This window comes from Rhodococcus sp. KRD197 (genome assembly GCF_017168235.1).
Taxonomy (GTDB): domain Bacteria; phylum Actinomycetota; class Actinomycetes; order Mycobacteriales; family Mycobacteriaceae; genus Rhodococcoides.
On record NZ_JABFAO010000004.1, the window covers coordinates 898,113 to 919,927 of the forward strand.

The following is a 21,815-nucleotide window of genomic DNA, read 5'->3' on the forward strand; positions in this document are numbered from 1 at the left end:
TTGTCCATGGTCACTGGTGGCAGCATGGACGCGTGGTCAATACCCCTGATGTCGCACCCTCTGATGTCGTCGACAGCACTCGTTCGTTCGCGGTCACCGCGGACGACATCGACGCGGCTGCCCGTCGAATTTCCGATGTCGTGGCAGCAACACCTCTCCAGTACTGCGAGCGCTTGTCTGCCGTCACAGGCGCGCACGTCTACCTCAAGCGTGAAGATCTGCAGATCGTGCGCTCGTACAAGATCCGGGGCGCATACAACCTGATGTCGCAGCTGACTCCCAAGGAGTTGGCAGTCGGAGTGGTGACCGCCAGTGCAGGCAACCATGCGCAGGGCGTCGCCTTCGCGTGTCGATCCATGAAGGTGCGCGGCCGCATCTATGTGCCCGCGAACACGCCCAAGCAGAAACGTGACCGCATACTTGTGCACGGCGGCGATTACGTCGAGCTGATCTTGACGGGGGACACCTTCGACGCGGCTGCGGCTGCTGCCGCGGACGATGCGGAACGAACCGGTGCCACCATGGTTCCGCCGTTCGACGATCGTCGCACTGTGGCCGGTCAAGGGACCATTGCTGCGGAGATAATCGAGCAATTGGGGTCGCCGCCGGACACGGTCGTCATGCCTGTGGGCGGCGGCGGATGCATCGCCGGCATCTCCACCTACCTGCGCGAGAGGTCGCCGTCGACCGCCCTGGTCGGTGTCGAGCCGTCGGGAGCGGCATCGATGACGGCTGCGCTGGTCGCCGGGGGACCGGTGACGCTGACCGATATCGACCCGTTCGTCGACGGCGCCGCTGTTCGCCGCATCGGAGACGTCCCGTTCGAGGCCTTGCGTTCGCTGGGTGCGGAGGTGGTCACGCACGCGTCACTGCCACTGGTGGCGGTGCCGACATTCCCGGGGAGAACAGCAGACTCCGGGCCGTTTCTGATGACACAGGTCGACGAAGGTGCCATCTGCACAGCAATGCTCGAGTTGTATCAGAACGAGGGTGTCATCGCCGAGCCGGCCGGTGCGTTGAGTGTGGCCGCGCTGACGCATATCTCGGTGGCGCCGGGCAGCACCGTGGTGTGTCTGATCTCCGGTGGCAACAACGACGTGTCGCGATACGGGGAAATCCTCGAACGGTCACTGGTCCACCTCGGACTCAAGCACTACTTCCTGGTGGATTTTCCGCAGGAACCGGGTGCGCTCCGTCGGTTCCTCGACGAGGTGCTGGGCCCGGAGGACGACATCACGTTGTTCGAGTACGTCAAGCGCAACAATCGCGAGACCGGCGCTGCGCTGGTGGGAATCCAGTTGGGAGTCGCGACGGGCCTCAGTGCGCTGCTCGAGCGCATGCGGACCTCTCGTCTACGGGTGGAACAACTCGAACCGGGTTCGCCCGCCTATCGCTATCTGACCTGATCCGGTCCGAGTAGGCGCTCGACGACGCGTCGATGCAGGTCCCGGTCCACGGGCGGTAGGTCGAGCAGGGCCCCGAGATAGATACCGTCGCCCACGAGTCGAACGATCTCGGCTGAGACCGGGTCCGGTATCTCCGACCGGAGACCCTCGTCCCACAACCGCATCACCTCGGTGACCGCGCGGTGGATCTCGCCGGGGTTTCCGTCGACGCTGCGCAGCACGGCGAGTGTCGAGCGGAAGAGGGCCGTCTCCTTGTCCGAGATCGACCCCGGTGGTTGCAGGTACCACTGGGCGACGGTTGTGCCGCCCTCTGCGGCCTGTGCGCGCTGTTGATCGGATCGCTCGCCGAGCCGTCGAACCATCGCGGCGATCATCGCGTCCTTGGTGCTGAAGTGGTAGAGCAGTCCTCCCTTGGACACCCCGGCGTTTGCCGCGACAGATTCCAGCGTCACTTTGCTCAGACCGTGATCGAGGAGCATTTCCTCCAGGGCGTCGAGTATCCGATCGCGTGTGTCCGATGACATGCCGCCCACTGTACCCAATCGACTTTACCGGCTGGACGGTTTACTGCTAGCTTGGCACTGTACCGGCTGGACGGTCAGTCGCCGGATGATTCGAGGAGAAGTCAGTGAGTGAGTTGCGCATGCCCAGCATGCAACCGGAGGCACCCCAGCAGGCGACGCCCAGGGAGTGGCTCGGCCTTGTCGTCCTGGCGTTCGCGGTGCTCCTCGTCGCGGTCGACGGCACCGTTCTGGATCTGGCGCTGCCCTTCATCAGTGCTGATCTCGCACCCACCAGCAATCAGCTGCTCTGGATCATCGACGTCTACTCGTTCGTGTTGGCCGGACTGCTCATCACGATGGGCACATTGGGCGACCGAGTCGGAAGGCGCAAGCTTCTACTCATCGGTGCTGCGGGCTTCGGCATCGCATCGGTGGTCGCGGCGTTCTCGACGAGCCCGGAGATGCTGATCGGAGCCCGCGTACTGCAGGGCGTATCGGGTGCCACGCTGATGCCGGCAACCCTCGGCCTGATCCGCACCATGTTCTCCGATCCTCGGCAGCGCGTCATGGCCATCGGAATCTGGGGAGCCATGGCCGGCGGCGGCGCGGCCGGCGGCCCCCTCGTCGGAGGTTGGTTGCTCGAACACTTCTGGTGGGGATCGGTCTTCCTGATCAATATTCCGGTGATGATCGCGCTCATCGGCTTCGGCCCGCTGGTCATACCGGAATCGAAGGACCCGTTTCCCGGAAAGTTCGATCTCATCAGCTCAGCACTGTCGATGCTTGCGCTCGTGCCGCTCGTCTACGCCGTCAAAGAGACCGTGGCGCATGGCATGGAACCAGCAACCATTCTCGCCGCGGTGGTCGGAATTGTCTCCGGTGTGATCTTCGTGCGCAGGCAGCGACGGCTCGCCGACCCGATGATCGACCTGCGCCTGTTCGCCAACCCCGCCTTCTCGACCGCGGTGTTCACGAACTTCCTGTCGGTCTTCGCCTTGGCCGGCGTGCTGTTCTTCGGCGCGCAGTATCTGCAACTCGTTCTCGGCAACAGTCCGCTGCAGGCCGGACTGTTGTTGCTGCCAGGCACTGCTGCAAGCATCGTCGCCTCGCTGCTGGCGGCATACATGGTGCGGATCGTGGCACCGGCGACGCTGCTGGCCGGGGGACTCGCGTTTGCCGCGATCGGTGCCGCCTCGCTCTACGGACTGCGCGTCGACAGCGGTCCGGCACTGTTCATCTTCGGGTTCGTGCTCGTCGGCGCCGGGGCGGGTGTTGCGCTGACACTGACCTCCGACCTCGTCGTCGGGGCGGTCGAACCCGAACGAGCAGGGGCGGCGTCCGCAGTGTCCGAGACTGCCTACGAACTCGGCATCGCACTCGGTGTAGCGATCCTGGGCACCGTCGTTATGTCGTTCTTCCGACGGGGTCTGGACGTCGGCAGTCTGAGCAGCGAATCGGCTGCCGCGGCTCGGGAAACACTAGGCGGCGCAGGCGCTGTCGCCGAGGATCTCCCGGCCGATATCGGTGCAGCACTGACGGCCTCGGCTCACGATGCCTTCGTCACCGGTATGCACGTGGCTGCGATCGCGACAGCAGTCGTGATGGCAGCCACGGCAATCGGCGTTCTGGTGCGTCTGCGGCCCCGTCGCTGACGATCAGGCGCGAGGGTCAGCGAGAACCGCGAACGAGTGACCCGGAATCTTTGTCGCCGAACCGGTTTCGTCGGAGATCGGATCGGTCCACGCCAACAGCGACGTGCCGCCGACCGGAACGGTGACCTCGTTCTCCGACAGGTTGCACACCACTCGCAGTGAACCACGGTGCAGAACGATCCACCGCTCGTCCTCGTCGTAGTCGACTGTGAGATTCTCGAGCCAGGGGTTGGTGATCTCGGCGAAGCGACGCCGCAACGTCAGCAAGCCCCGGTAGGTATCCAGCAGTCGTGCGTGGTCGCCTGCGGAAAGCTCGGACCAGTCGAGCTTGGATCGAGCGAAGGTGTCCGGATCCTGCGGATCGGGGATGTCCGCGCTGTCCCAGCCGTGCTCGGCGAACTCCGCCTTTCTGCCCTCGGCAGTGGCCTTGCCGAGTGCGGGTTCGGGGTGACTGGTGAAGAACTGGAACGGCGTGGACGCCCCCCACTCCTCGCCCATGAACAGCATGGGCGTGTACGGAGAGGCCAGAACCAGTGCAGCTTTGACAGCGAGTTGCCCGGGGGATAGGTAGAAACCCGGCCTGTCGCCGATCGCGCGATTGCCGACCTGATCGTGCGTGGTGGTGTACGTGACGAACGAGCTTGCCGGAATGCGCCGTGTGTCCACCGGCCGACCGTGTGTACGACCCCGGAACGACGAGTAGGTGCCTGCGTGGAAGAAACCCTGGCGCAGCGTGTTCGCCAAGGCTTGGAGGGATCCGAAATCGCCGTAGTACCCCTGCCGTTCACCGGAGACCGCGGCGTGAATCGCGTGGTGGATGTCGTCGTCCCATTGGGCGTCGAGCCCGAGACCGCCTCCGGACCGGGCGGTGACGAGGGTCGGATCGTTCAGATCGCTCTCCGCGATCAAGGTCAGTGGCCGCCCCAGATGTGCTGCGAGTCTGCGGGTGTCGATGGCCAGCTCTTCGAGAAGGTGCGTCGCGGTGTGGTCGACGATGGCGTGGACGGCGTCCAGACGCAGGGCATCGATATGGAACTCGGAAAACCAGCGCAGAGCATTCTCGATCGCGTAACGCCGTACCGCGCCGGAATCGGCCTCGCAGTAGTTGATCGCCTGACCCCAGCTGTTCGCTCCCTGGGCCATGTACGGGCCGAAGCGGTCCAGATAGTTGCCGGACGGTCCCAGGTGGTTGTAGACCACGTCCAGTACGACACCGAGTCCGCGGCGGTGGCACGCGTCGACGAGGCGCTGCAACCCGTCGGGGCCGCCGTAGGCCTCGTGGACGGTGTACCAGAGGACGCCGTCGTATCCCCAGTTGTGGGTTCCATTGAACCCGTTGACCGGCATGATTTCGACGAAGGTGACACCGAGATCGACGAGGTAGTCGAGTTTGTCCACCGCGGCGTCGAAAGTACCTTCAGGAGTGAAGGTTCCGATGTGCAACTCGTAGATGACGCCACCGGGTAGCTGTCGCCCCGTCCACGCGGAATCGGTCCAAGCTCCCTCGTCGAGACGATGTACCTGAGACCGCTCGTGCACACCCTCGGGTTGTCGAGGCGACCTGGGGTCCGGCAGGACGGTGTCGTCCTCGTCCAGGACGAAACCGTACCTGCTGTCGGGCGCCGCATCGACGTCGACGTACCACCAGCCGTCGGTGCCCTGGTGCATCGGATGCAGTTCTCCGTCCAGATGCAGACTGACGGTGTTCGGCCTCGGCGCCCATACCTCGAAGCGGTGGGTCATGCGTCGTTCTCTCCTGAACTCTCCGGGATCTCTACGGTCGGTGTCTGACGCACCAGCAGCGCCACCGGCAATGCAGCGAACAAATCGGCGGCTGCGGCCTCGCCTACGTAGGTGGTGCCGGTGAGCCGGTCTGTCCACTGCCCATCGGGTAATACCACTGTCGTCGAACCCCAACCCTCGGACTCGAGTTTCAGCGAATGCCGCGTCGCCAGGGCGATGACATCGGGCGCGCCGAGTACGGGTCCACGAGCGAAGCCGATCAGGTGGGACGAGGCGTCGCCTGTCGCGCACACGGATGCGTAGGTGCCGCCGACAAAACTGTCGGGCCGGTCACGCCGAAGGCGAAGGGCTGCTCTGACGACCCAGAACTTGGCGGCGCCGGTGTGATCGAGAGTCGGTGTAGCCGTAGCGGCCAGGAGTTCGCGCCGAACCGAATAGTCCACCGGCCTACGGTTGTCCGGGTCGACCAGTGAGTCCTCCCAGAGCTCGGTGCCCTGATACACATCGGGTACTCCGGGGCCGACGAGGTGCAGGAGCTTCTGCCCCAGCGCGTCGCTACGGCCGTGCGGATCGAGACGCGAGACCAGTGCTGTCATCGAATCCGCCACCGGACCTGCCATTACCGAATCCAGCCACTCGTGCACCGCGTTCTCGAAAGCCTCGTTCACCTCGATCCAACCGGTATCGAGGCCGGCCTCACGAATTGCCTTCTCCGCGTAAGCATGGACACGCTCGCGCAGCTCGTCGTCGATCCTGCCGTCGGCGGGCCATACGCCGAACAAGTTCTGCCACAGGAACAGAGCGGTGGAGCCGTCAGGTCCGGGGACGATTGCGTGCCAGTCTGCGATGCACCGTGCCCAGAGATCGGGAGTCTGCGACAGCACGCCGATTCGTGCCCTGACGTCCTCGCCTCGCTTTGTGTCGTGCGTGGACAAGGTGGTCATCGCGGCCGGCCAACGCACCGCGCGGTCGGCGTTCGCAAGGTGGAACTGGGCGGGAGTGGAACCGAATTGTGCTGGGTCGCCGCCGACTTCTTGAAGCGAGATCAATCGGGTCGCCCGATAGAACAGGCAGTCTTCGACGCTCTTGGCTGTCACCGCGCCGCAGACCTGCTCGAACCGAACTGCCGACTCGCGATCCGCGATCAAGGCCGCGGCGAGTGCGTCCAATCCTGGCTCCAGCGCGGGTTCCGCACCTGCAACCGCGCCGAGCACTCGTGCGGTGGTCCCGGCGAGCGGTGAGTAGTCCGCGCGGTAGTACGGCATACGCGCGAGCACAGCGACGATCGCGCGGGTGACGACGTCGGCAGATACATCGGTGCCGGTTTCGGTTCGAACCGCTCGGGCGAGTCTGCGCACCTCCGGTGCGAGATCCCCGCTTGCGACCGATTCCTTGAGTGCCTGTTCGCTCGCGTGCAACCATTCGCCGTCGCTGCGAGTACCTGTCTGCGCGAGAGACAGGTCCCCGAGTGCGGACGCACCCGAAGGGTCGACGAACACTCCACCGAGATCGGCGAGGGCGTCGTATCCCGTCGTGCCGTCCACCGGAAGCGACTCGTCGAGTGGTTCGCCGCGCGCGAGGATCTTCTCGATCACGAGCCAGCGATCATCGCCGATGAGCTCACGCAGTTCGGTGAGATACGCGCCGGGGTCGGCGAGACCGTCCGGGTGATCCACCCGCAGACCGTCTACCAGCCCCTCGGTCATCCAACTCGCGACCTGCTTGTGCGAGGCGGCGAACACGTCGAAGTCCTCCTGCCGCAGACCGGCGAGACCGTTCACCGAGAAGAAGCGGCGATATCCGACGAGTCCTGCCTTCCAGCTCACCAATCGGTAGGCCTGGCGGTCGTGAACGGCGCGCGCATCGTCGACAGCTGTGCCGTCGGCGGCCGAGTCGGTTCCGGCTGCGATGGGGAAGCGGTGCTCGTAGTAGGCGAGCAGGACCTCGTCGCCGCTTCGATCGATGAACAGTTCCGAGGCGTCCTCGTCGGAGCCGAGAACGGGCAGGGCGATCTTGCCGTCGGTGCCGTTCTCCGGCGACCAGTCGATATCGAAGAAGGTGGCGTACTCCGACGCCTGCCCCTTGCCCAGGACATCCCACCACCATGCGTTCTGACGCGGATTGTCGACACCGACATGATTGGGAACGATGTCGACGATCACGCCCATGCCGCGCGCATGCAGCTCGGCGACAAGCTCGATCAGAGCCCCACGCCCACCCAGTGCAGCGGAGACCGTCGTCGGGTCCACCACGTCGTACCCGTGTGTCGACCCTTCGGTCGCCGTCAGTATCGGAGACAGATAAGCGTGGGTGACACCGAGGTCGTCGAGGTAGTCGACGATTCCGCGAGCATCGTCGAGCGTGAAGCCGTCCCCACGCAGTTGAAGTCGATATGTGCTGGAGGGGATCGGCATATGTCAGTCCGTCTTTCGTAGAACGAGCAGTGACCGAGCCGCCACCTTCACCGGTGTACCCGCTTCGATGACATTCTCACTCGCTCCCGTTCGCGCGGCTGTGTCGAGCGCAACAGTCCACTCCTTGGCGTATTCACCGTCGGGTGTCTGGAACTCGATGGTCTCGTGATGCGCGTTGAAACACAACAGGAACGAATCGTCGAGTACCTTCTCGCCACGCTGATTGGGCTCCGGAATGCCCTCGCCGTTGAGGAACACGGTCAAGCCCTTGCCGAATCCACTGTCCCAGTCCTCAGGAGTCATCTCCTCACCCGCAGGCGTCAACCACGCGATGTCTCGTGTCTGTTCGCCGCTTCGAATCGGTAGGCCTTCGAAGAAACGACGGCGACGAAACACCGGATGTTGATTACGCAGGGCGATGGCCGCCCTGGTGAACTCGATCAAGTCCGAGTTGGTCTTGGCGAGCGACCAGTCCATCCAGGCCAGTTCGGAGTCCTGGCAGTAGACATTGTTGTTGCCCTGTTGGGTGCGCCCCATCTCGTCCCCGTGCGCGATCATCGGGGTGCCCTGGCTCAGCAGCAACGTGGCCATGATGTTGCGAATCTGGCGGGCGCGCAGGTCCAGAATCTCCGGGTCGTCGGTGGGGCCCTCGACCCCGCAGTTCCACGATCGGTTGTGGCTCTCGCCGTCGTTGTTGTCCTCGCCGTTCGCCTCGTTGTGTTTGTCGTTGTACGAGACCAGATCGTTCAGAGTGAAGCCGTCGTGCGCGATGACGAAGTTGATGCTGGCGCCGGGACGTCTGCCGGTGGCCTCGTAGAGGTCGGAGGACCCGGTGAGTCTGGATGCGAACTCCCCGAGGGTGGCCGGCTCGCCGCGCCAGTAATCGCGGACCGTGTCGCGGTACTTACCGTTCCATTCGGTCCACAGTCCTGGGAAGTTGCCGACCTGGTAGCCACCCTCGCCGATGTCCCACGGCTCGGCGATGAGTTTGACCTGGCTGACGATCGGGTCCTGTTGCACCAGATCGAAGAACGCGCTGAGGCGGTCCACGTCGTGCAGTTCGCGAGCCAGGGTGGACGCGAGATCGAAGCGGAATCCGTCCACGTGCATCTCGGTCACCCAATACCGAAGCGAGTCCATGATCAATTGCAGCGTGTGCGGGTGTCGGGCGTTGAGGCTGTTACCGGTGCCGGTGTAGTCCATGTAGTGCGCGAGGTCGCCGTCGACGAGGCGGTAGTAGGCAGCGTTGTCGATGCCCCGGAAGCTGATGGTCGGGCCCATGTGATTGCCCTCGGCGGTGTGGTTGTAGACGACGTCGAGGATCACCTCGATCCCGGCTGCGTGGAACTCCCGCACCATCGCCTTGAACTCGGTGACCGCAGCACCTGCCGTGGGATTGGAGGAGTAGTCCGCGTGCGGGGCGAGGAACCCGAACGTGTTGTAGCCCCAGTAGTTGCGGAGTCCTTGGTCGAGCAGAGTCTGATCCTGCATGAATTGATGTACCGGCATCAGTTCGATCGCCGTGATGCCCAGATTTTGCAGGTGATCGATGATCACCGGGTGCGCCAGGCCTGCGTACGTGCCCCGCAGCGACTCCGGCACGTCGGGGTGTGCGATGGTCATGCCTTTGACGTGCGCCTCGTAGATGACCGTCTCGTGGTACGGACGCCTCGGCGCGCGATCGGCCTGCCAGTCGAAGAACGGGTTGATGACCACCGTGGTCATCGTGTGACCGAGTGAATCGTGCTGCGGAAACTCATCGCTGGGGGTCTCGTCGTGGGCGACGGGATCGGACTCGAGGATCTTCTTGTCCGAATCTGTCAGGTCGGTGGCATCCTCGAATGGCTTGTCTGCGTCAGCTGCCTCACCCTGCGGATCCGGCGCCGAAGGTTCCGGCATGTCGAGCGAATACGAGAACAGCGAGCGGTCTCCGTCGAACGCACCCTCGAACGCTTTGCCGTACGGGTCGAGGAGCAACTTGCTCGGATCGCATCGGTGACCGTGCGACGGGTCCCACGGTCCGTGTACCCGGTAGCCGTACTTCTGGCCGGGGATCACCGATGGCAGGTAAGCGTGCCAGACGTAGCCGTCGGACTCTTCGAAACGGATGCGGGTTTCGGTTCCGTCATCGGCTATCAAGCAGAGGTCGACCGCCTCCGCGACCTCGGAGAACAGCGCGAAGTTGGTACCGGCCCCGTCGTAGGTCGCGCCCAGCGGATATGCGCTTCCCGGCCAGACTTCGACGGCGGGTGATTCGGTGGGTGCGTCCTGTGACATGAGTGCAACTTTACTGTGGCCGCCGGTACCCGGCTTACCACCAGCCGGTCGCGGCAGCTATCTGCCTACCCAGCTCGGGCGCCATCGTGCGCATGTATGTGGCGGTCAGGTGGTGTTCGTCGCGGTAGATCAGCACGTTGCCCTCGATGACGCGGCAGACTGCTGTGTCGCAGAGTGCGTTCGTGAGGTCGAGTGGCAGGACGGCCGGCTGACGGAAGGATGCGGCGAGGGTCGGGTTGACCGCATCCAACGCATCGCTTCGGCGCATCCCACAGGATGTCGCGTCACCACCGTCGGCGAGGCAGTCGATAGCCCGATATGCGACGTCCTCACGGGCGAGCCATGCGTTGTCGCGTACCCCGAGGACTTCGATGCCGTAGGACGCCAGTTCGTTCCAGACGTCGATGTACCAATCTGGGGTGTAGTCACCGGGGCCTTGCTCTCTCGGGCGGCTCGACGTGGTGAACACGTAGTCCGGTCGGAGTTCCCCCATGCGATCGAGCGCCGCTCGTGACCACTCGACACACCCCGGGTATTCGTTGTCGCCGAGGAGCACCATGTGTCCTGCGGTGAGGGGGCACCCCATCTTCAGGAACGTGACAACGCGGAACCCTTGTTCGCGCCCGAGCAGGTCCACTGCGGTCAGCCAGTGTTCGGCGTGCGAGCCGCCTGCGAGGGCCACGGTTCGAGAGGCGAGGGTATCGCCGTATTCGCAGCTCAACACGTCGGTCGTCTCGAAGTCGGCGATGCACCCGTCGATCGTGCTCTGCGGGAGATCCTCCGGAGCGGAGAACAGCTCGGGGACCACCTCGGCGTCGTCGGGCACGTTGCCCTTGGTCAGTGCGAGTGCCCCCGGGTAGAGCGCGGGATCCAAGGTGGAGGTGGCCTGGAGGTCGGCCACCGACTGCCGGATGAAGTGATCCCAGCTGATGGCACCGACTACCAGCACAGCGGCGAGTACTGCCGAAACGGCTGCGATGGTTGTGGCGTGGAACGATCGGGGGGAGGCCTGCACCGGCTTTTCCAACAGCCGAACCGTGCCCATGGCGAGAAGGACCGACGCGGCGATGACAAGTGCGCCGGTGGCGAAGTCTGCCGTCGGTGCACCGGTGTAGGCGAGCGTGAAGATCAGTATCGGCCAGTGCCACAGGTACAGCGGAAACGCGATCGACCCGAGCCACAGGCTGAACCGGGTGCTGAGCAGGTGCGCCACCGCCGTGTTCGGCCCGGCGATCACCAGCGCGATCGTCGCCAGGACCGGGAGCAGCGCCCACGGGCCCGGGAACTCCTCGACCCCGCTCACCACGAAGCCGCAGGCGAGGATCGCGATCAGGCCAGCGGAAGCGAGGACTGTTCTGGACGCTCGGTTCGACCAAGACAGGTCGGCCCAGGCGCCGGAGTTGGGCGGCCGCCACGCGAACAGAGCCGCGACTGCTGCGCCCAGCAGGATCTCCCAGAGGCGCGCACCGGTGTCGTAGTAATTCCAGGACTGCAGGCGCGCCGTGCCGTCGGCGGCGTAGACGAACGACACCACTGCGATGCCCATGAAGATCACGAAGAAGATTCGCGGGTGGGGACTGAATCTGTGTCCGCCTCGTGAGCGACGGAGAACCCAGGCCAGACCGAATACGAGGAGGGTCGCCGCCAGATAGAACTGGAACTGAACAGCGACCGACCACAGGTGCTGGAGAGGGCTGACATCGGGATCGGCTGCCAGGTAGTCCTGTGACGTCGACGCCAACTCCCAGTTCACGAAGAAGAAGACACCCGAGATCAATTGGTTGCCGATATCGACCCACCGCGTCTGCGGAAGCAGGACGACAGTGGCGATCGCGACGCCGAGCAACACGATCACCAGCGGCGGTCCGAGGCGGCGCAGCACGCGTCCGAGCCGAGTGAACGGATTCAACGACCCACCGGATGCGGCCGCGCGAATCAGTGACGCCGTGAAGAAGAAACCGGTGAGGGTGAGAAACACATCGACGCCGCCGGAGACCCGACCCATCCAGACGTGAAATACCACCACGAGCGCAATTGCGACGCCGCGGAGACCGTTGAGATCCTCCCGCAACGCCGGACGCGGCTTCGTCGGTGCAACGGCGTGAGCATCTGTCTCCGCGACGCCTGCTGGTAAGTACTGGGCGTGCATAAGGGGGGCTGAGGCTCCGGGGGTCGGCGATTATCGGGGTGATGTCCTGTTGGCGCGAACGATACTTTGCGTTCACCTCGGAGAACAATCGCAGACCACCGGTGGCCGGTGTGCGATCGAACACGCCGCGCGCACCGGCCCGAAGAAGCAGCCGACGGGCTAGCTGCCTGCTACTTCGCGGCGAGGCAACTTCCAGCCCGGGCGAACGAAGTGGCAGGTGTAGCCACTCGGGTAGTTCTGCAAGTAGTCCTGGTGTTCGGGCTCGGCCTCCCAGAACGGGCCTGCTGCGGTCACCTCGGTGACGACTTTTCCGGGCCACAATCCTGACGCGTCGACGTCGGCGATGGTGTCCAGCGCCACTCGCTTCTGTTCGTCGGTGGTGAAGTAGATCGCCGAGCGGTAGCTCACTCCCACGTCGTTCCCCTGACGGTTCTTCGTCGACGGGTCGTGTATCTGGAAGAAGAACTCCAACAGGTCCCGGTACGAGATCACAGATGAGTCGAAGACGATTTCGACTGCTTCCGCGTGCGTGCCGTGGTTGCGGTACGTCGCGTTGGGGACGTCACCCCCGGAGTATCCGACGCGAGTGGACAGCACGCCCGGCTGATGCCTGATCAGCTCCTGGGCGCCCCAGAAGCAACCTCCGGCGAGGATGGCGGTCTCGGTGGTAGTGCTCACTTGATGTACTCCTTCGTCGGAACTCGCTGCGTACTCCATGGACTCGAACAGCGATGGACTCGAACAGCGCTCGATGTCGACCGTAACCCTCGGCCTGGAGGACTGCAGCGGCGCCGTCAGTAGGCTGGTAGAGACGATGCGCGAGCATCGCGGTGGCTTCGCATGTAGGGATTGGTGAATGGCATTCGGTTCTGATCGGTTCTGGAAGGTGCTCGGGCGCTCGGCGCAGAAGCGTCAGGCGCGTTCGCGTACTCAGGTGGACCGGGCGGCTGCGCATTCGGCCTGGGCGAGCGCGTTGTCCGATACGGACATCGCCACCGCGGCCAACGAGCTGCGCGTCCACACCGGCAGCGAACTCGATGTCCCGCGATACCTGGCACTCGTTCGTGAGGCATCGAGCCGTTCGCTCGGCATGACCCCGTTCGATGTGCAGCTCCTTGCCGCGCTTCGCATGCTCGAAGGCGATGTCGTCGAGATGGCGACCGGCGAGGGCAAGACACTGGCCGGAGCCATGGCCGCCGTCGGATACGTCCTGTCTGGCCGCTCCGTGCACGTGGTGTCGATCAACGATTTTCTTGCTCGTCGAGATGCTGAATGGATGGGCCCGATGTTCGGCCTTCTCGGCATTCGGGTCGGCTCGGTGTCCGAATCCTCGACGCTCGACGAGCGTCGGGCGGCATACGGCAGCGATGTCACGTACGCCTCGGTCAACGAAGTCGGTTTCGATGTGCTTCGCGACCATCTCGTGGACGACGCCGAAGACCTGGTGACGGCGACACCCGACGTGGCATTGATCGATGAAGCAGATTCGGTGCTGGTCGACGAGGCTCTGGTGCCGCTGGTGCTGGCGGGCTCGGTCTCGACCGAGGTGCCGGCGGCGAAGGTCATCGAGACAGTTCGCCTCCTGGAAGCCGGAACGGATTTCGACACCGATACCGACGGCCGGAACGTCTTCCTCACCGACTCTGGTGCAGAGCGAGTGGAGAAGGAGTTCGGCGGAATCGACCTGTACTCCGAGGAGCACGTGGGATCGACGCTCGTGTCCGTCAACGTCGCCCTGCACGCTCAGGTGCTCGTCAGGCGAGACGTGCACTACATCGTCCGTGATGGACGGGTCCAGTTGATCAATGCCTCGCGCGGTCGCGTCGCCGAACTACAACGGTGGCCCGACGGATTGCAGGCGGCAGTGGAGACCAAAGAGGGCCTCAAACCCACCGAGACCGGTGAAATCCTCGACACCATCACTGTCCAGGCACTGATCGGCCGGTACGCAACCGTGTGTGGCATGACCGGCACGGCCCTGGCGGCCGGTGAGCAACTCAAGAAGTTCTACGGGCTCGGTGTGTCCGTCGTTCCGCCGCACCGACCCAACGTTCGCCTCGACGAGCCCGATCGCGTCTACGACACCGCGGCCCACCGCAACGCCGCCATGGTGGCTCATGTGAAGGAAATCCACGAGAGCGGGCAGCCGATTCTGATCGGCACCCACGATGTGGCCGAGTCGGAGGAGGTGAATGCGTTGCTCGCGGCGGCAGGTGTGCCCGCGGTGGTTCTCAACGCCAAGAACGACGCCGAGGAAGCGGATGTGATTGCCCGAGCGGGCGTTCGAGGCGCGGTGACGGTCTCCACCCAGATCGCCGGCCGAGGTACCGACATCAAGCTCGGCGGCCCCTCCGGCGACGTCGCGGCACGCGATGAGGTGGCCGAGCTGGGTGGTCTCCTCGTGGTGGGGACGGGTCGTCACACCACCGAACGACTCGACAATCAGCTGCGGGGTCGCGCTGGTCGGCAGGGTGACCCCGGGCGGTCGGTGTTCTTCTCGAGCTGGGAGGACGAGGTCGTGACAGCGAATCTGGGTCCGAAGGACAAGCCTGGGCAACACGATGATTCGGGTCTGATCACGGCGCCGGGGGTGGCGTCGAGAATGGACCATGCCCAACGCATCGCCGAGGGGACGATGCTCGAGGTGCACTCGCGGACGTGGCGTTACAACCAGCTGACGGCGCAACACCGCAGCATCCTCGACGCACGACGGGCGACGTTTCTGGCCTCGAACGAGGCTCTCGATGTGTTGTCCGCCGCTGTCCCTGCCCGCGCGGCGACGTTGCGCGAGTCGATCTCGGAGGATGTGCTCGTGACGGCGGCGCGCCGAATCGTGCTGTTCCATCTCGATAGATCGTGGTCGGAGTACCTTGCTCACCTGGCCGATGTGCGGGAGAGCATCCACCTGCGTGCGTTGGGACGCGAGAACCCGCTCGACGAGTATCACCGCATTGCCGTGGAGGCGTTCGGGGAGTTGTCGAACAAGGCGATGGAACAGGCCTGCGCGACGTTCGAATCCGCGGAGATCACCGCCGAGGGAATCGACCTCGACGAGGCAGGTCTGCAGCGTCCGACATCGACGTGGACGTACATGGTGCACGACAATCCATTTGCGGGCAATACTGCCAACAGCGCCGGTCTCGGACCGATTTTCGGCGGCAGTTAGATACGGGCGTTCTCGCCGAGTTTGTGGCGGACGCCGTCGATGAACAAACCGAGACCGAAGTTGAATCGTGTTGTCGCATCGGGAGTCTCGAACAGGGGCGAAGCGTGTTCGGAGAGTGCCCCCGCGGAGTCCATCTGCATCCGCGCCTGCTCGTCGACGGTCTGGCCGAGGATGTAGTAGAGCAGGGTGTCGGCGGTCGGCTCGGCGTCGCGACGGGTGAGGCCCGCGCGAATGCACACTGCGGCGAGGCGCTCGCGAATGTTGTTGGTCACCAGCCGTGATGCGTAGGTGGCCGCGACCAGTTCTGCGCCGTCTCGGCGTGAGAGCAGTGCATTTCTGAGGCGGTGCGCGAGATCGCGCAGCCGCTCGTCCCATGTCTCACCCGAGGGTGGCGCGTCGACATCGGCGAGCAGCGCGTCTGCGATCGCGCCCAGCAAGGATTGCTTGTCCTTGAAGTGCCAGTACAGGGCGCCGGGGCCCACGTGCAGCGACGTGGCCAGTCGACGCATCGTGAGATCGCCCAGACCGTACTCGTCGAGTATCGCGATCGCGCCGTCGAGGACGTCGGCTCTGCGCAGTTGCACTCCACACTCCCTGTCGTGATCGGCTTTTGACACCGTCCGATGCCCAGCATAGCCTGAACGCCGTTCAACTTGAACGGTGTTCAATTATGCGGTGTTCAACTATCGATGGCGTATTGCCGAACCAGGAGTGTCCGTGAGCCGAGTAGCAGACCGAAACGACATCCTCGACATCGCGCGCGAGCAGGTGCTGACCGACGGGGTGGGGCTGGACCGGGCGCAGGTCAGGAGCGCGCTCGACGTACCCGACGAGCGACTGGAGGAGCTGCTCGCTCTCGCTCACGAGGTCCGAATGGCGTGGTGTGGCCCCGAAATCGAGGTCGAGGGTATCGTCAGTCTGCAGACCGGCGGTTGCCCTGAGGACTGCCATTTCTGCTCGCAGTCCGGGTTGTTCGAGTCGCCTGTGCGCGCGGTTCGACTGGACATACCGAGCCTCGTCGAAGCAGCGAAGCAGACCGCAAAATCCGGCGCGACGGAGTTCTGCATTGTCGCTGCGGTACGAGCGCCCGACGACCGCTTGCTCGACCGCGTCGCTGCTGGGATCGAGGCGATCCGCAGCGAGGTCGAGATCGACATTGCGTGCTCGCTGGGAATGCTCGACCAAGCGCAGGTCGACCGGCTCGTCGGGATGGGCGTACACCGCTACAACCACAATCTCGAAACCGCACGCTCGTATTTCCCGCAGGTGGTCACCACCCACACGTGGGAGGAGCGGCGGGACACTCTTGCGATGGTGCGCGATGCCGGCATGGAGGTCTGCTGCGGTGGAATCCTCGGCATGGGGGAGTCGCTCGATCAACGGGCCGAGTTCGCCGCCGACCTGGCCGAAGTGCAACCACACGAGGTTCCGCTCAATTTCCTCAACCCGAGGCCCGGCACGCCGTTCGGAGATCTCGACGTGCTCCCGGCTTCCGAGGCGCTCCGCGCCGTTGCTGCGTTCCGCCTTGCTCTCCCGCGCACCATTCTGCGATTCGCGGGTGGCCGCGAGCTCACCCTGGGAGACCTCGGTGCCCGGCAGGGGATGCTCGGCGGCATCAACGCGGTGATCGTCGGCAACTACCTCACCACACTCGGACGTCCAGCGGAGGCTGATCTCGACCTGCTCGACAGCCTGCGGATGCCGATCAAAGCGCTCAATTCCACCATCTAAGGTGGACTGCGTGACGAGCGACGAGCGCTACAACCCCTACACGGGACGTCCCGTGCAGCCCGGGGATGGCGACAGGCTTCCCCGAGCGGTGATGCTCGGGCTGGAACCGCCTCGATTCTGTGCGGACTGCGGACGCCGCAGGGTGGTTCAGGTATTGCCGCACGGGTGGTCGTCGACATGCTCGCGTCATGGGGCGATCGACTCGGCTGCATTCGGAGAGCGGTGACGACCATGCAGCGAAGGCGGATGGCCGGTTTGCCCATAGCGGTGTCAGTGCTCGTCGGCGCGCTGAGCGGTCTGGTGTGGTCCGTCCTGGCGCCGCCGGAGCAGGTCGTCGTAGTCGCTCCCGGTGTGGGGGCCGCTCTGACGGGCGAGAGTTTGCATCGATTCGACGCGCTTGCATTGTTCGCCTGTGGTGCGTTCGTCGCGGGAATCGTGCTGCCGGTGGCATTCTGGGCATGGACGCGAGCCCGTGGACCGATGTTGTACCTGGGCTTGCTCGTCGGTGCTGCGCTCGGTTCCGCGGCGATGCTCGCAATCGGAATTTGGATCGCCGGCCTGATCCACCCCCGCCCCGAGGACTCGGCGGTCGGGTCGGTGGTGTCGGTAGCTCCCGGGATCGGGTCCCTGCTCGTGCTTGTCGTGCAGCCGTTGATCACCTCGCTGGTCGTCGTGCTGCTGGCGGCGATGAATCCGCACGACAATCTTCGGTACACCCCGGACGAAGACGTGCCGTGCGACGAGTTGGAGAGCGCGTCCGCGAACGGCACCGAGTACGTCGAGGCCGAGCGGCCCTAGTCCGGCAGCGTTTGGTTCGGAGGGCGCAGCGCCGCGAACTCGTCGGTCACCCGCAACGACGATTCGGCGAACCGGTACAGCGCCGGCGGGCGACCTCCAGCTTTGCCCGAGGGTGACGTCCTGCCTGTGGTTTCGATCACCTTGCGCCTGCCGAGCACGCGTTGGAGGTTGGTGGCGTCGACGTGATAGCCGAGGGCTGCGGAATATATCTCGCGCAGTGTCGACATCGCGAACTCGACGGGAGCCAGAGCGAATCCGATGTTCGTGTAGGACAGCTTGGCGATCAATCGATTTCGCGCGTGCGAGACAACGGTGCCGTGATCGAACGATGCTTCTGGAAGTGACGCAACCGGGTGCCAGGCCGTGTCCGGCGGCAGCGTCGGATCCGCATAGAAGGGCACGAGACCGAGGAAGTTCGACGCGATGCGCCTGGCACCGGGAACGCGGTTGGGATCGCTGAAAATGGATAGCTGCTCGAGGTGGGCGACCTCGCGGACATCGACCTTCACTGCGAGCTGCCGATGCGCCGACGTCGAGAGGTCCTCGTCGTCCTCGAGCACGCCGCCGGGAAGTGACCAGGTTCCCTTCTCCGGGTCCTTCGCGCGCTGCCAGAGCAGTACCGCTAGTTCAGGTGCCCTACCTGCGCCGAAGCTGCGAACTTGGAAGACCGCGATGAGGACTTCGTGCACAGTGCTACGATTGCGCATGTTTTCGATTGTAAGTCGAAAACCTGCAAGAACGAAATCCGGCATCAGCGGACCGGATGATGGACGAAGGAGAACCGCCATGGCGAGCAGTGCAACCGAGCTCGAACCCCGGGGCTTGCCAGGGGATGCAGCAGCGTCGACCGAGTCGGTGTGGGCCGGGACGGCCGACATCGTCGACGGTCCAGGCGGGTACAGCGGCGTCGAGCCCACCGAGGAGTGGGCGGCAGAGATCAAACGATTGGCGCGCAAGCGCGGCGCGACACTGCTCGCGCACAATTATCAGCTGCCGGCCATTCAGGATGTCGCCGACCACGTCGGCGACTCGCTCGCGCTCTCGCGCATCGCAGCCGAGGTTCCGGAAGACGAGATCATCTTCTGTGGCGTGCACTTCATGGCCGAAACGGCCAAGATCCTCAGTCCGTCGAAGACGGTACTCATCCCCGATCAGCGTGCCGGGTGTTCGCTGGCCGATTCCATCACCGCCGAACAATTGCGCGAGTGGAAAGCCGACTTCCCGCACGCGGTCGTCGTCTCGTACGTCAACACCACTGCCGAGATCAAGGCGCTCACCGACATCTGCTGCACGTCGTCGAACGCTGTCGAGGTGGTCGAGTCGATCGACCCGAACCGAGAGATCCTGTTCCTGCCAGACCAGTTCCTCGGCGCCCACGTCAAACGGGTCACCGGACGGGAAAACCTGCACATCTGGGCCGGCGAATGCCATGTGCACGCCGGCATCAACGGAGACGAACTTGCAGCGAAGTCGCGCTCGCACCCCGATGCCGAGCTCTACGTCCACCCCGAATGTGGTTGCGCAACCTCGGCTCTGTACCTCGCCGGCGAAGGGTTCGTCACCGCGGACAAGGTCAAGATCCTCTCGACCGGCGGCATGCTCGAAGCGGCCCGCACCACGGGTGCCAAACAGGTGCTCGTCGCCACCGAGATCGGGATGCTGCATCAGCTGCGCCGCGCCGCGCCTGATGTCGACTTCCAAGCCGTCAACGATCGCGCGTCGTGCAGCTACATGAAGATGATCACTCCGGCCGCGCTGCTTCGCTGCCTCGTCGAGGGCAAGGACGAGGTACACGTCGACCTCGACACCGCGCATGTCGCGAGCAAGTCGGTGCAGCGCATGATCGAGATCGGAAATCCGGGCGGCGGGGAGTGAGAACACCTCGCGGGACGACCGTCTCGTGGGAAGCGTCCGCTGACCTAGTCGTGGTCGGGGCCGGCGTCGCCGGGCTCAGCGCGAGGTTGGCTGCCGCACGTCTCGGACTGCGGGTGGTGACGGTCGCCAAGGGCGGCTCGGACGGGACGGCCACCCGCTACGCGCAGGGCGGCATCGCTGTTCCCGGTGATTCTCGGACTGCGGATTCGGTCGACGCGCACGTCGCCGACACGTGCGAGGCCGGCGGTGGTTTGTGCGACGAGTCCGCCGCCCGATCGATCATCGCCGACGGCCGGCGTGCGGTCGCCACGCTCGAAACGCTCGGGGCCTACTTCGACCGCGGACCGGACGGTGCGTGGGCGCGAACACGAGAGGGTGGCCACTCGGCGCACCGAATCGTGCACGCAGGCGGCGACGCGACCGGAGCCGAGGTACAGCGCGCGCTCGACGGCTCTGTTCTTCGCGACACCCCTGTTTTGCGCGACACCTCGGCCGTTCGAGTTCTCCTCGCCGACGGCGAGGTGGCCGGACTGCTCGTAGCCTCCGCCGACGGCTACGGCGTCATCCATGCGCCCTCGGTTCTGCTGGCCACGGGCGGATCCGGCCAGCTGTACACCTGCAGTACCAATCCGGAAGGTGCCACGGCAGACGGCATCGCGCTGGCGTTGCATGCCGGCGCAGAAGTGGCCGATCTCGAATTCGTCCAGTTTCATCCCACGGTGCTGTTCGCCGCCGGGGCCACCGGTATTCGTCCCCTCGTGAGCGAAGCTGTTCGAGGTGAAGGTGCCCATCTCGTCGACACGGACGGGGTGAGGTTCATGACGGGCATACACCCTCTCGCCGACCTCGCTCCGCGCGATGTCGTCTCGCGTGCGATCGCGGAGCAGCTGCACCGGACCGGCGCCGAACACGTGTGGCTCGACGCGCGAGCGATTCGCAACTTCCACACGCGGTTTCCCACGGTCACCGCATCGTGTCTCGCAGCCGGGATCGACCCGCTCGACGACCTGGTTCCCGTGGCACCGGCTGCGCACTACGCCTGCGGAGGTGTGGTCACCGACGTTTCGGGCCGCACCAGCGTTCCCGGTCTTCTCGCAGCCGGGGAAGTTGCGCGCACCGGTCTGCACGGCGCGAACCGGTTGGCCTCGAACAGCCTGCTCGAAGGTCTTGTCGTAGGCGAGCGTGCCGGTGTGGCCGCCGCGCAGCGGCGCGGTCGCCGTATCCCCGACTTCGACATCCCCGACTTCGACATCCCCGAATTGGATGCGGCCGTGGGCCCCACCCGCAGCGTCCCCAGAGCCGCTCTGCAGCAACTGATGACCAATAGCGCCGGAGTGGTCCGGGATTCGGAGGGCCTGGAGAACGCGGCATCGGCGCTGACCTCACTAGCGTGCGAATCGCCGCCCAGCGATCGCGCCCGGGAGGACGCAGCCCTGACGCTCACAGCATCGGCCCTTGTCCTCGCTGCCACACAGCGGCGCGAAAGCCGCGGCGCGCACACCCGGCGTGATTTTCCGAACCTCGACCAGAACTCGGCGCGGAGCATTCGACTGCGTCTGCGCGACGGGGTTCTCGAATCCACCGCCGCCCTGACAGGAGTGACATGACCAGCAGTGAGATCACCTCGAACACTTCGGGCGCGCACGACGCTCTCCGGCGGCAGGGGTTGGACGTCGACGAGGTGCGCGCGCTGGTCGCAACAGCCCTCGACGAGGACCTCCGGTACGGATCCGATGTGACGACCACGGCAACGGTCCCCGCCGACGCGTCCTGCACGGCCGCTGTCGTCGCGCGCGAGCCCGGCACCGTCGCCGGCCTCGACATCGCACTACTCGTGCTCGACGAGGTCATCGGGGCAGGCAACTACGACATCGTCGACCGGGCGGTCGACGGCGCCCGAGTGGCTCCGGGTCAGTCGATCCTCACGGTCACCGCACCGACACGGGGACTTCTGACCGCCGAGCGAACCATGCTCAACCTGCTGTGCCACCTATCCGGCATCGCGACCACCACTGCAGCCTGGGTCGCCGAGGTCGCCGATACCGACCCCAGGATTCGCGACAGTCGAAAGACGTTGCCGGGGCTGCGTTCGATCCAGAAG

At 64.9% G+C, this 21,815-nt stretch carries 17 protein-coding genes; 9 read left to right on the forward strand and 8 right to left on the reverse strand.

Annotated features, from left to right (window positions below):
* Positions 1-32: 32 nt before the first annotated feature.
* A complete protein-coding gene (gene ilvA, locus J1M86_RS10505) occupies positions 33-1,406 on the forward strand; it encodes a threonine ammonia-lyase IlvA (RefSeq protein WP_206509740.1) in 1,374 nt (457 codons plus the stop codon).
* Here the strand turns inward: ilvA and J1M86_RS10510 are convergent.
* Entirely contained in the window at positions 1,394-1,930 is a 537-nt protein-coding gene (locus J1M86_RS10510) for a TetR/AcrR family transcriptional regulator (protein WP_075840574.1), read from the reverse strand. The two genes, ilvA and J1M86_RS10510, sit on opposite strands and share 13 nt — an antisense overlap.
* A 119-nt stretch (positions 1,931-2,049) precedes the next feature.
* Here J1M86_RS10510 and J1M86_RS10515 point away from each other — a divergent pair, with 119 nt between their 5' ends.
* The gene (locus J1M86_RS10515) at positions 2,050-3,561 is read left to right on the forward strand and encodes an MFS transporter (protein ID WP_206510045.1); all 1,512 of its coding nucleotides are present in this window, start codon (positions 2,050-2,052) and stop codon (positions 3,559-3,561) included.
* Positions 3,562-3,564: 3 nt separating this feature from the next.
* Here J1M86_RS10515 and treZ read toward each other — a convergent pair whose 3' ends face one another.
* The 5 genes from treZ to msrA form a co-directional block, all read right to left on the reverse strand.
* Entirely contained in the window at positions 3,565-5,304 is a 1,740-nt protein-coding gene (treZ, locus tag J1M86_RS10520; RefSeq protein ID WP_206509741.1) for a malto-oligosyltrehalose trehalohydrolase, read from the reverse strand.
* Positions 5,301-7,718 (reverse strand): malto-oligosyltrehalose synthase, encoded by a 2,418-nt coding sequence (treY, locus tag J1M86_RS10525; RefSeq protein WP_206509742.1) that lies wholly within the window; start codon positions 7,716-7,718, stop codon positions 5,301-5,303. The genes treZ and treY overlap by 4 nt, the downstream gene beginning before the upstream one ends.
* 3 nt (positions 7,719-7,721) lie before the next feature.
* A complete protein-coding gene (gene glgX, locus J1M86_RS10530) occupies positions 7,722-9,995 on the reverse strand; it encodes a glycogen debranching protein GlgX (protein WP_206509743.1) in 2,274 nt (757 codons plus the stop codon).
* Positions 9,996-10,029: 34 nt separating this feature from the next.
* Entirely contained in the window at positions 10,030-12,144 is a 2,115-nt protein-coding gene (locus J1M86_RS10535; RefSeq protein ID WP_075840577.1) for an acyltransferase family protein, read from the reverse strand.
* Between the two features lie 159 nt (positions 12,145-12,303).
* Positions 12,304-12,822: a peptide-methionine (S)-S-oxide reductase MsrA gene (gene msrA / locus J1M86_RS10540; protein WP_230555976.1), complete on the reverse strand. Its 519-nt coding sequence runs from the start codon at positions 12,820-12,822 to the stop codon at positions 12,304-12,306.
* 178 nt (positions 12,823-13,000) lie between these two features.
* On the opposite strand from msrA, the gene secA2 reads away from it, so the two are divergent.
* On the forward strand, positions 13,001-15,310 hold the full coding sequence (secA2, locus tag J1M86_RS10545) for an accessory Sec system translocase SecA2 (RefSeq protein ID WP_206509745.1): 2,310 nt from the start codon (positions 13,001-13,003) through the stop codon (positions 15,308-15,310).
* On the opposite strand, the gene J1M86_RS10550 is transcribed toward secA2, so the two are convergent.
* A complete protein-coding gene (locus tag J1M86_RS10550; RefSeq protein WP_206509746.1) occupies positions 15,307-15,894 on the reverse strand; it encodes a TetR/AcrR family transcriptional regulator C-terminal domain-containing protein in 588 nt (195 codons plus the stop codon). The two genes, secA2 and J1M86_RS10550, sit on opposite strands and share 4 nt — an antisense overlap.
* A 133-nt stretch (positions 15,895-16,027) precedes the next feature.
* Here J1M86_RS10550 and bioB point away from each other — a divergent pair, with 133 nt between their 5' ends.
* The 3 genes from bioB to J1M86_RS10565 are packed head-to-tail and all read left to right on the forward strand — an operon-like array spanning position 16,028 to position 17,839.
* The gene (bioB, locus tag J1M86_RS10555) at positions 16,028-17,041 is read left to right on the forward strand and encodes a biotin synthase BioB (protein WP_075840702.1); all 1,014 of its coding nucleotides are present in this window, start codon (positions 16,028-16,030) and stop codon (positions 17,039-17,041) included.
* A 10-nt stretch (positions 17,042-17,051) separates the two neighbouring features.
* Positions 17,052-17,267: a hypothetical protein gene (locus tag J1M86_RS10560; RefSeq protein WP_075840703.1), complete on the forward strand. Its 216-nt coding sequence runs from the start codon at positions 17,052-17,054 to the stop codon at positions 17,265-17,267.
* 20 nt (positions 17,268-17,287) lie between these two features.
* On the forward strand, positions 17,288-17,839 hold the full coding sequence (locus J1M86_RS10565) for a DUF2567 domain-containing protein (RefSeq protein ID WP_230555974.1): 552 nt from the start codon (positions 17,288-17,290) through the stop codon (positions 17,837-17,839).
* Here J1M86_RS10565 and J1M86_RS10570 read toward each other — a convergent pair.
* Positions 17,836-18,546: an NUDIX domain-containing protein gene (locus J1M86_RS10570; protein ID WP_206509747.1), complete on the reverse strand. Its 711-nt coding sequence runs from the start codon at positions 18,544-18,546 to the stop codon at positions 17,836-17,838. The genes J1M86_RS10565 and J1M86_RS10570 overlap by 4 nt on opposite strands.
* A 79-nt stretch (positions 18,547-18,625) precedes the next feature.
* Between J1M86_RS10570 and nadA the strand changes: the two genes are divergently transcribed.
* The 3 genes from nadA to J1M86_RS10585 all read left to right on the forward strand — a co-directional run.
* A complete protein-coding gene (gene nadA, locus J1M86_RS10575) occupies positions 18,626-19,714 on the forward strand; it encodes a quinolinate synthase NadA (RefSeq protein ID WP_206509748.1) in 1,089 nt (362 codons plus the stop codon).
* Positions 19,711-21,321: an L-aspartate oxidase gene (locus tag J1M86_RS10580; protein WP_206509749.1), complete on the forward strand. Its 1,611-nt coding sequence runs from the start codon at positions 19,711-19,713 to the stop codon at positions 21,319-21,321. The genes nadA and J1M86_RS10580 overlap by 4 nt, the downstream gene beginning before the upstream one ends.
* On the forward strand, positions 21,318-21,815 hold a 498-nt coding region (locus J1M86_RS10585; RefSeq protein WP_368857262.1), incomplete at its 3' end, for a nicotinate-nucleotide diphosphorylase. The genes J1M86_RS10580 and J1M86_RS10585, both read left to right, overlap by 4 nt.

Coding starts and splice junctions, on each gene's coding strand:
- J1M86_RS10535 (WP_075840577.1), bottom strand. CDS start 12,144: ATGCACGCCCAGTACTTACCAGCAGGCGTCGCGGAGACAGATGCTCAC.
- treZ (WP_206509741.1), bottom strand. CDS start 5,304: ATGACCCACCGCTTCGAGGTATGGGCGCCGAGGCCGAACACCGTCAGT.
- J1M86_RS10570 (WP_206509747.1), bottom strand. CDS start 18,546: ATGCGCAATCGTAGCACTGTGCACGAAGTCCTCATCGCGGTCTTCCAA.
- J1M86_RS10515 (WP_206510045.1), top strand. CDS start 2,050: ATGCCCAGCATGCAACCGGAGGCACCCCAGCAGGCGACGCCCAGGGAG.
- J1M86_RS10510 (WP_075840574.1), bottom strand. CDS start 1,930: ATGTCATCGGACACACGCGATCGGATACTCGACGCCCTGGAGGAAATG.
- treY (WP_206509742.1), bottom strand. CDS start 7,718: ATGCCGATCCCCTCCAGCACATATCGACTTCAACTGCGTGGGGACGGC.
- secA2 (WP_206509745.1), top strand. CDS start 13,001: ATGGCATTCGGTTCTGATCGGTTCTGGAAGGTGCTCGGGCGCTCGGCG.
- glgX (WP_206509743.1), bottom strand. CDS start 9,995: ATGTCACAGGACGCACCCACCGAATCACCCGCCGTCGAAGTCTGGCCG.
- nadA (WP_206509748.1), top strand. CDS start 18,626: ATGGCGAGCAGTGCAACCGAGCTCGAACCCCGGGGCTTGCCAGGGGAT.
- J1M86_RS10565 (WP_230555974.1), top strand. CDS start 17,288: ATGGCCGGTTTGCCCATAGCGGTGTCAGTGCTCGTCGGCGCGCTGAGC.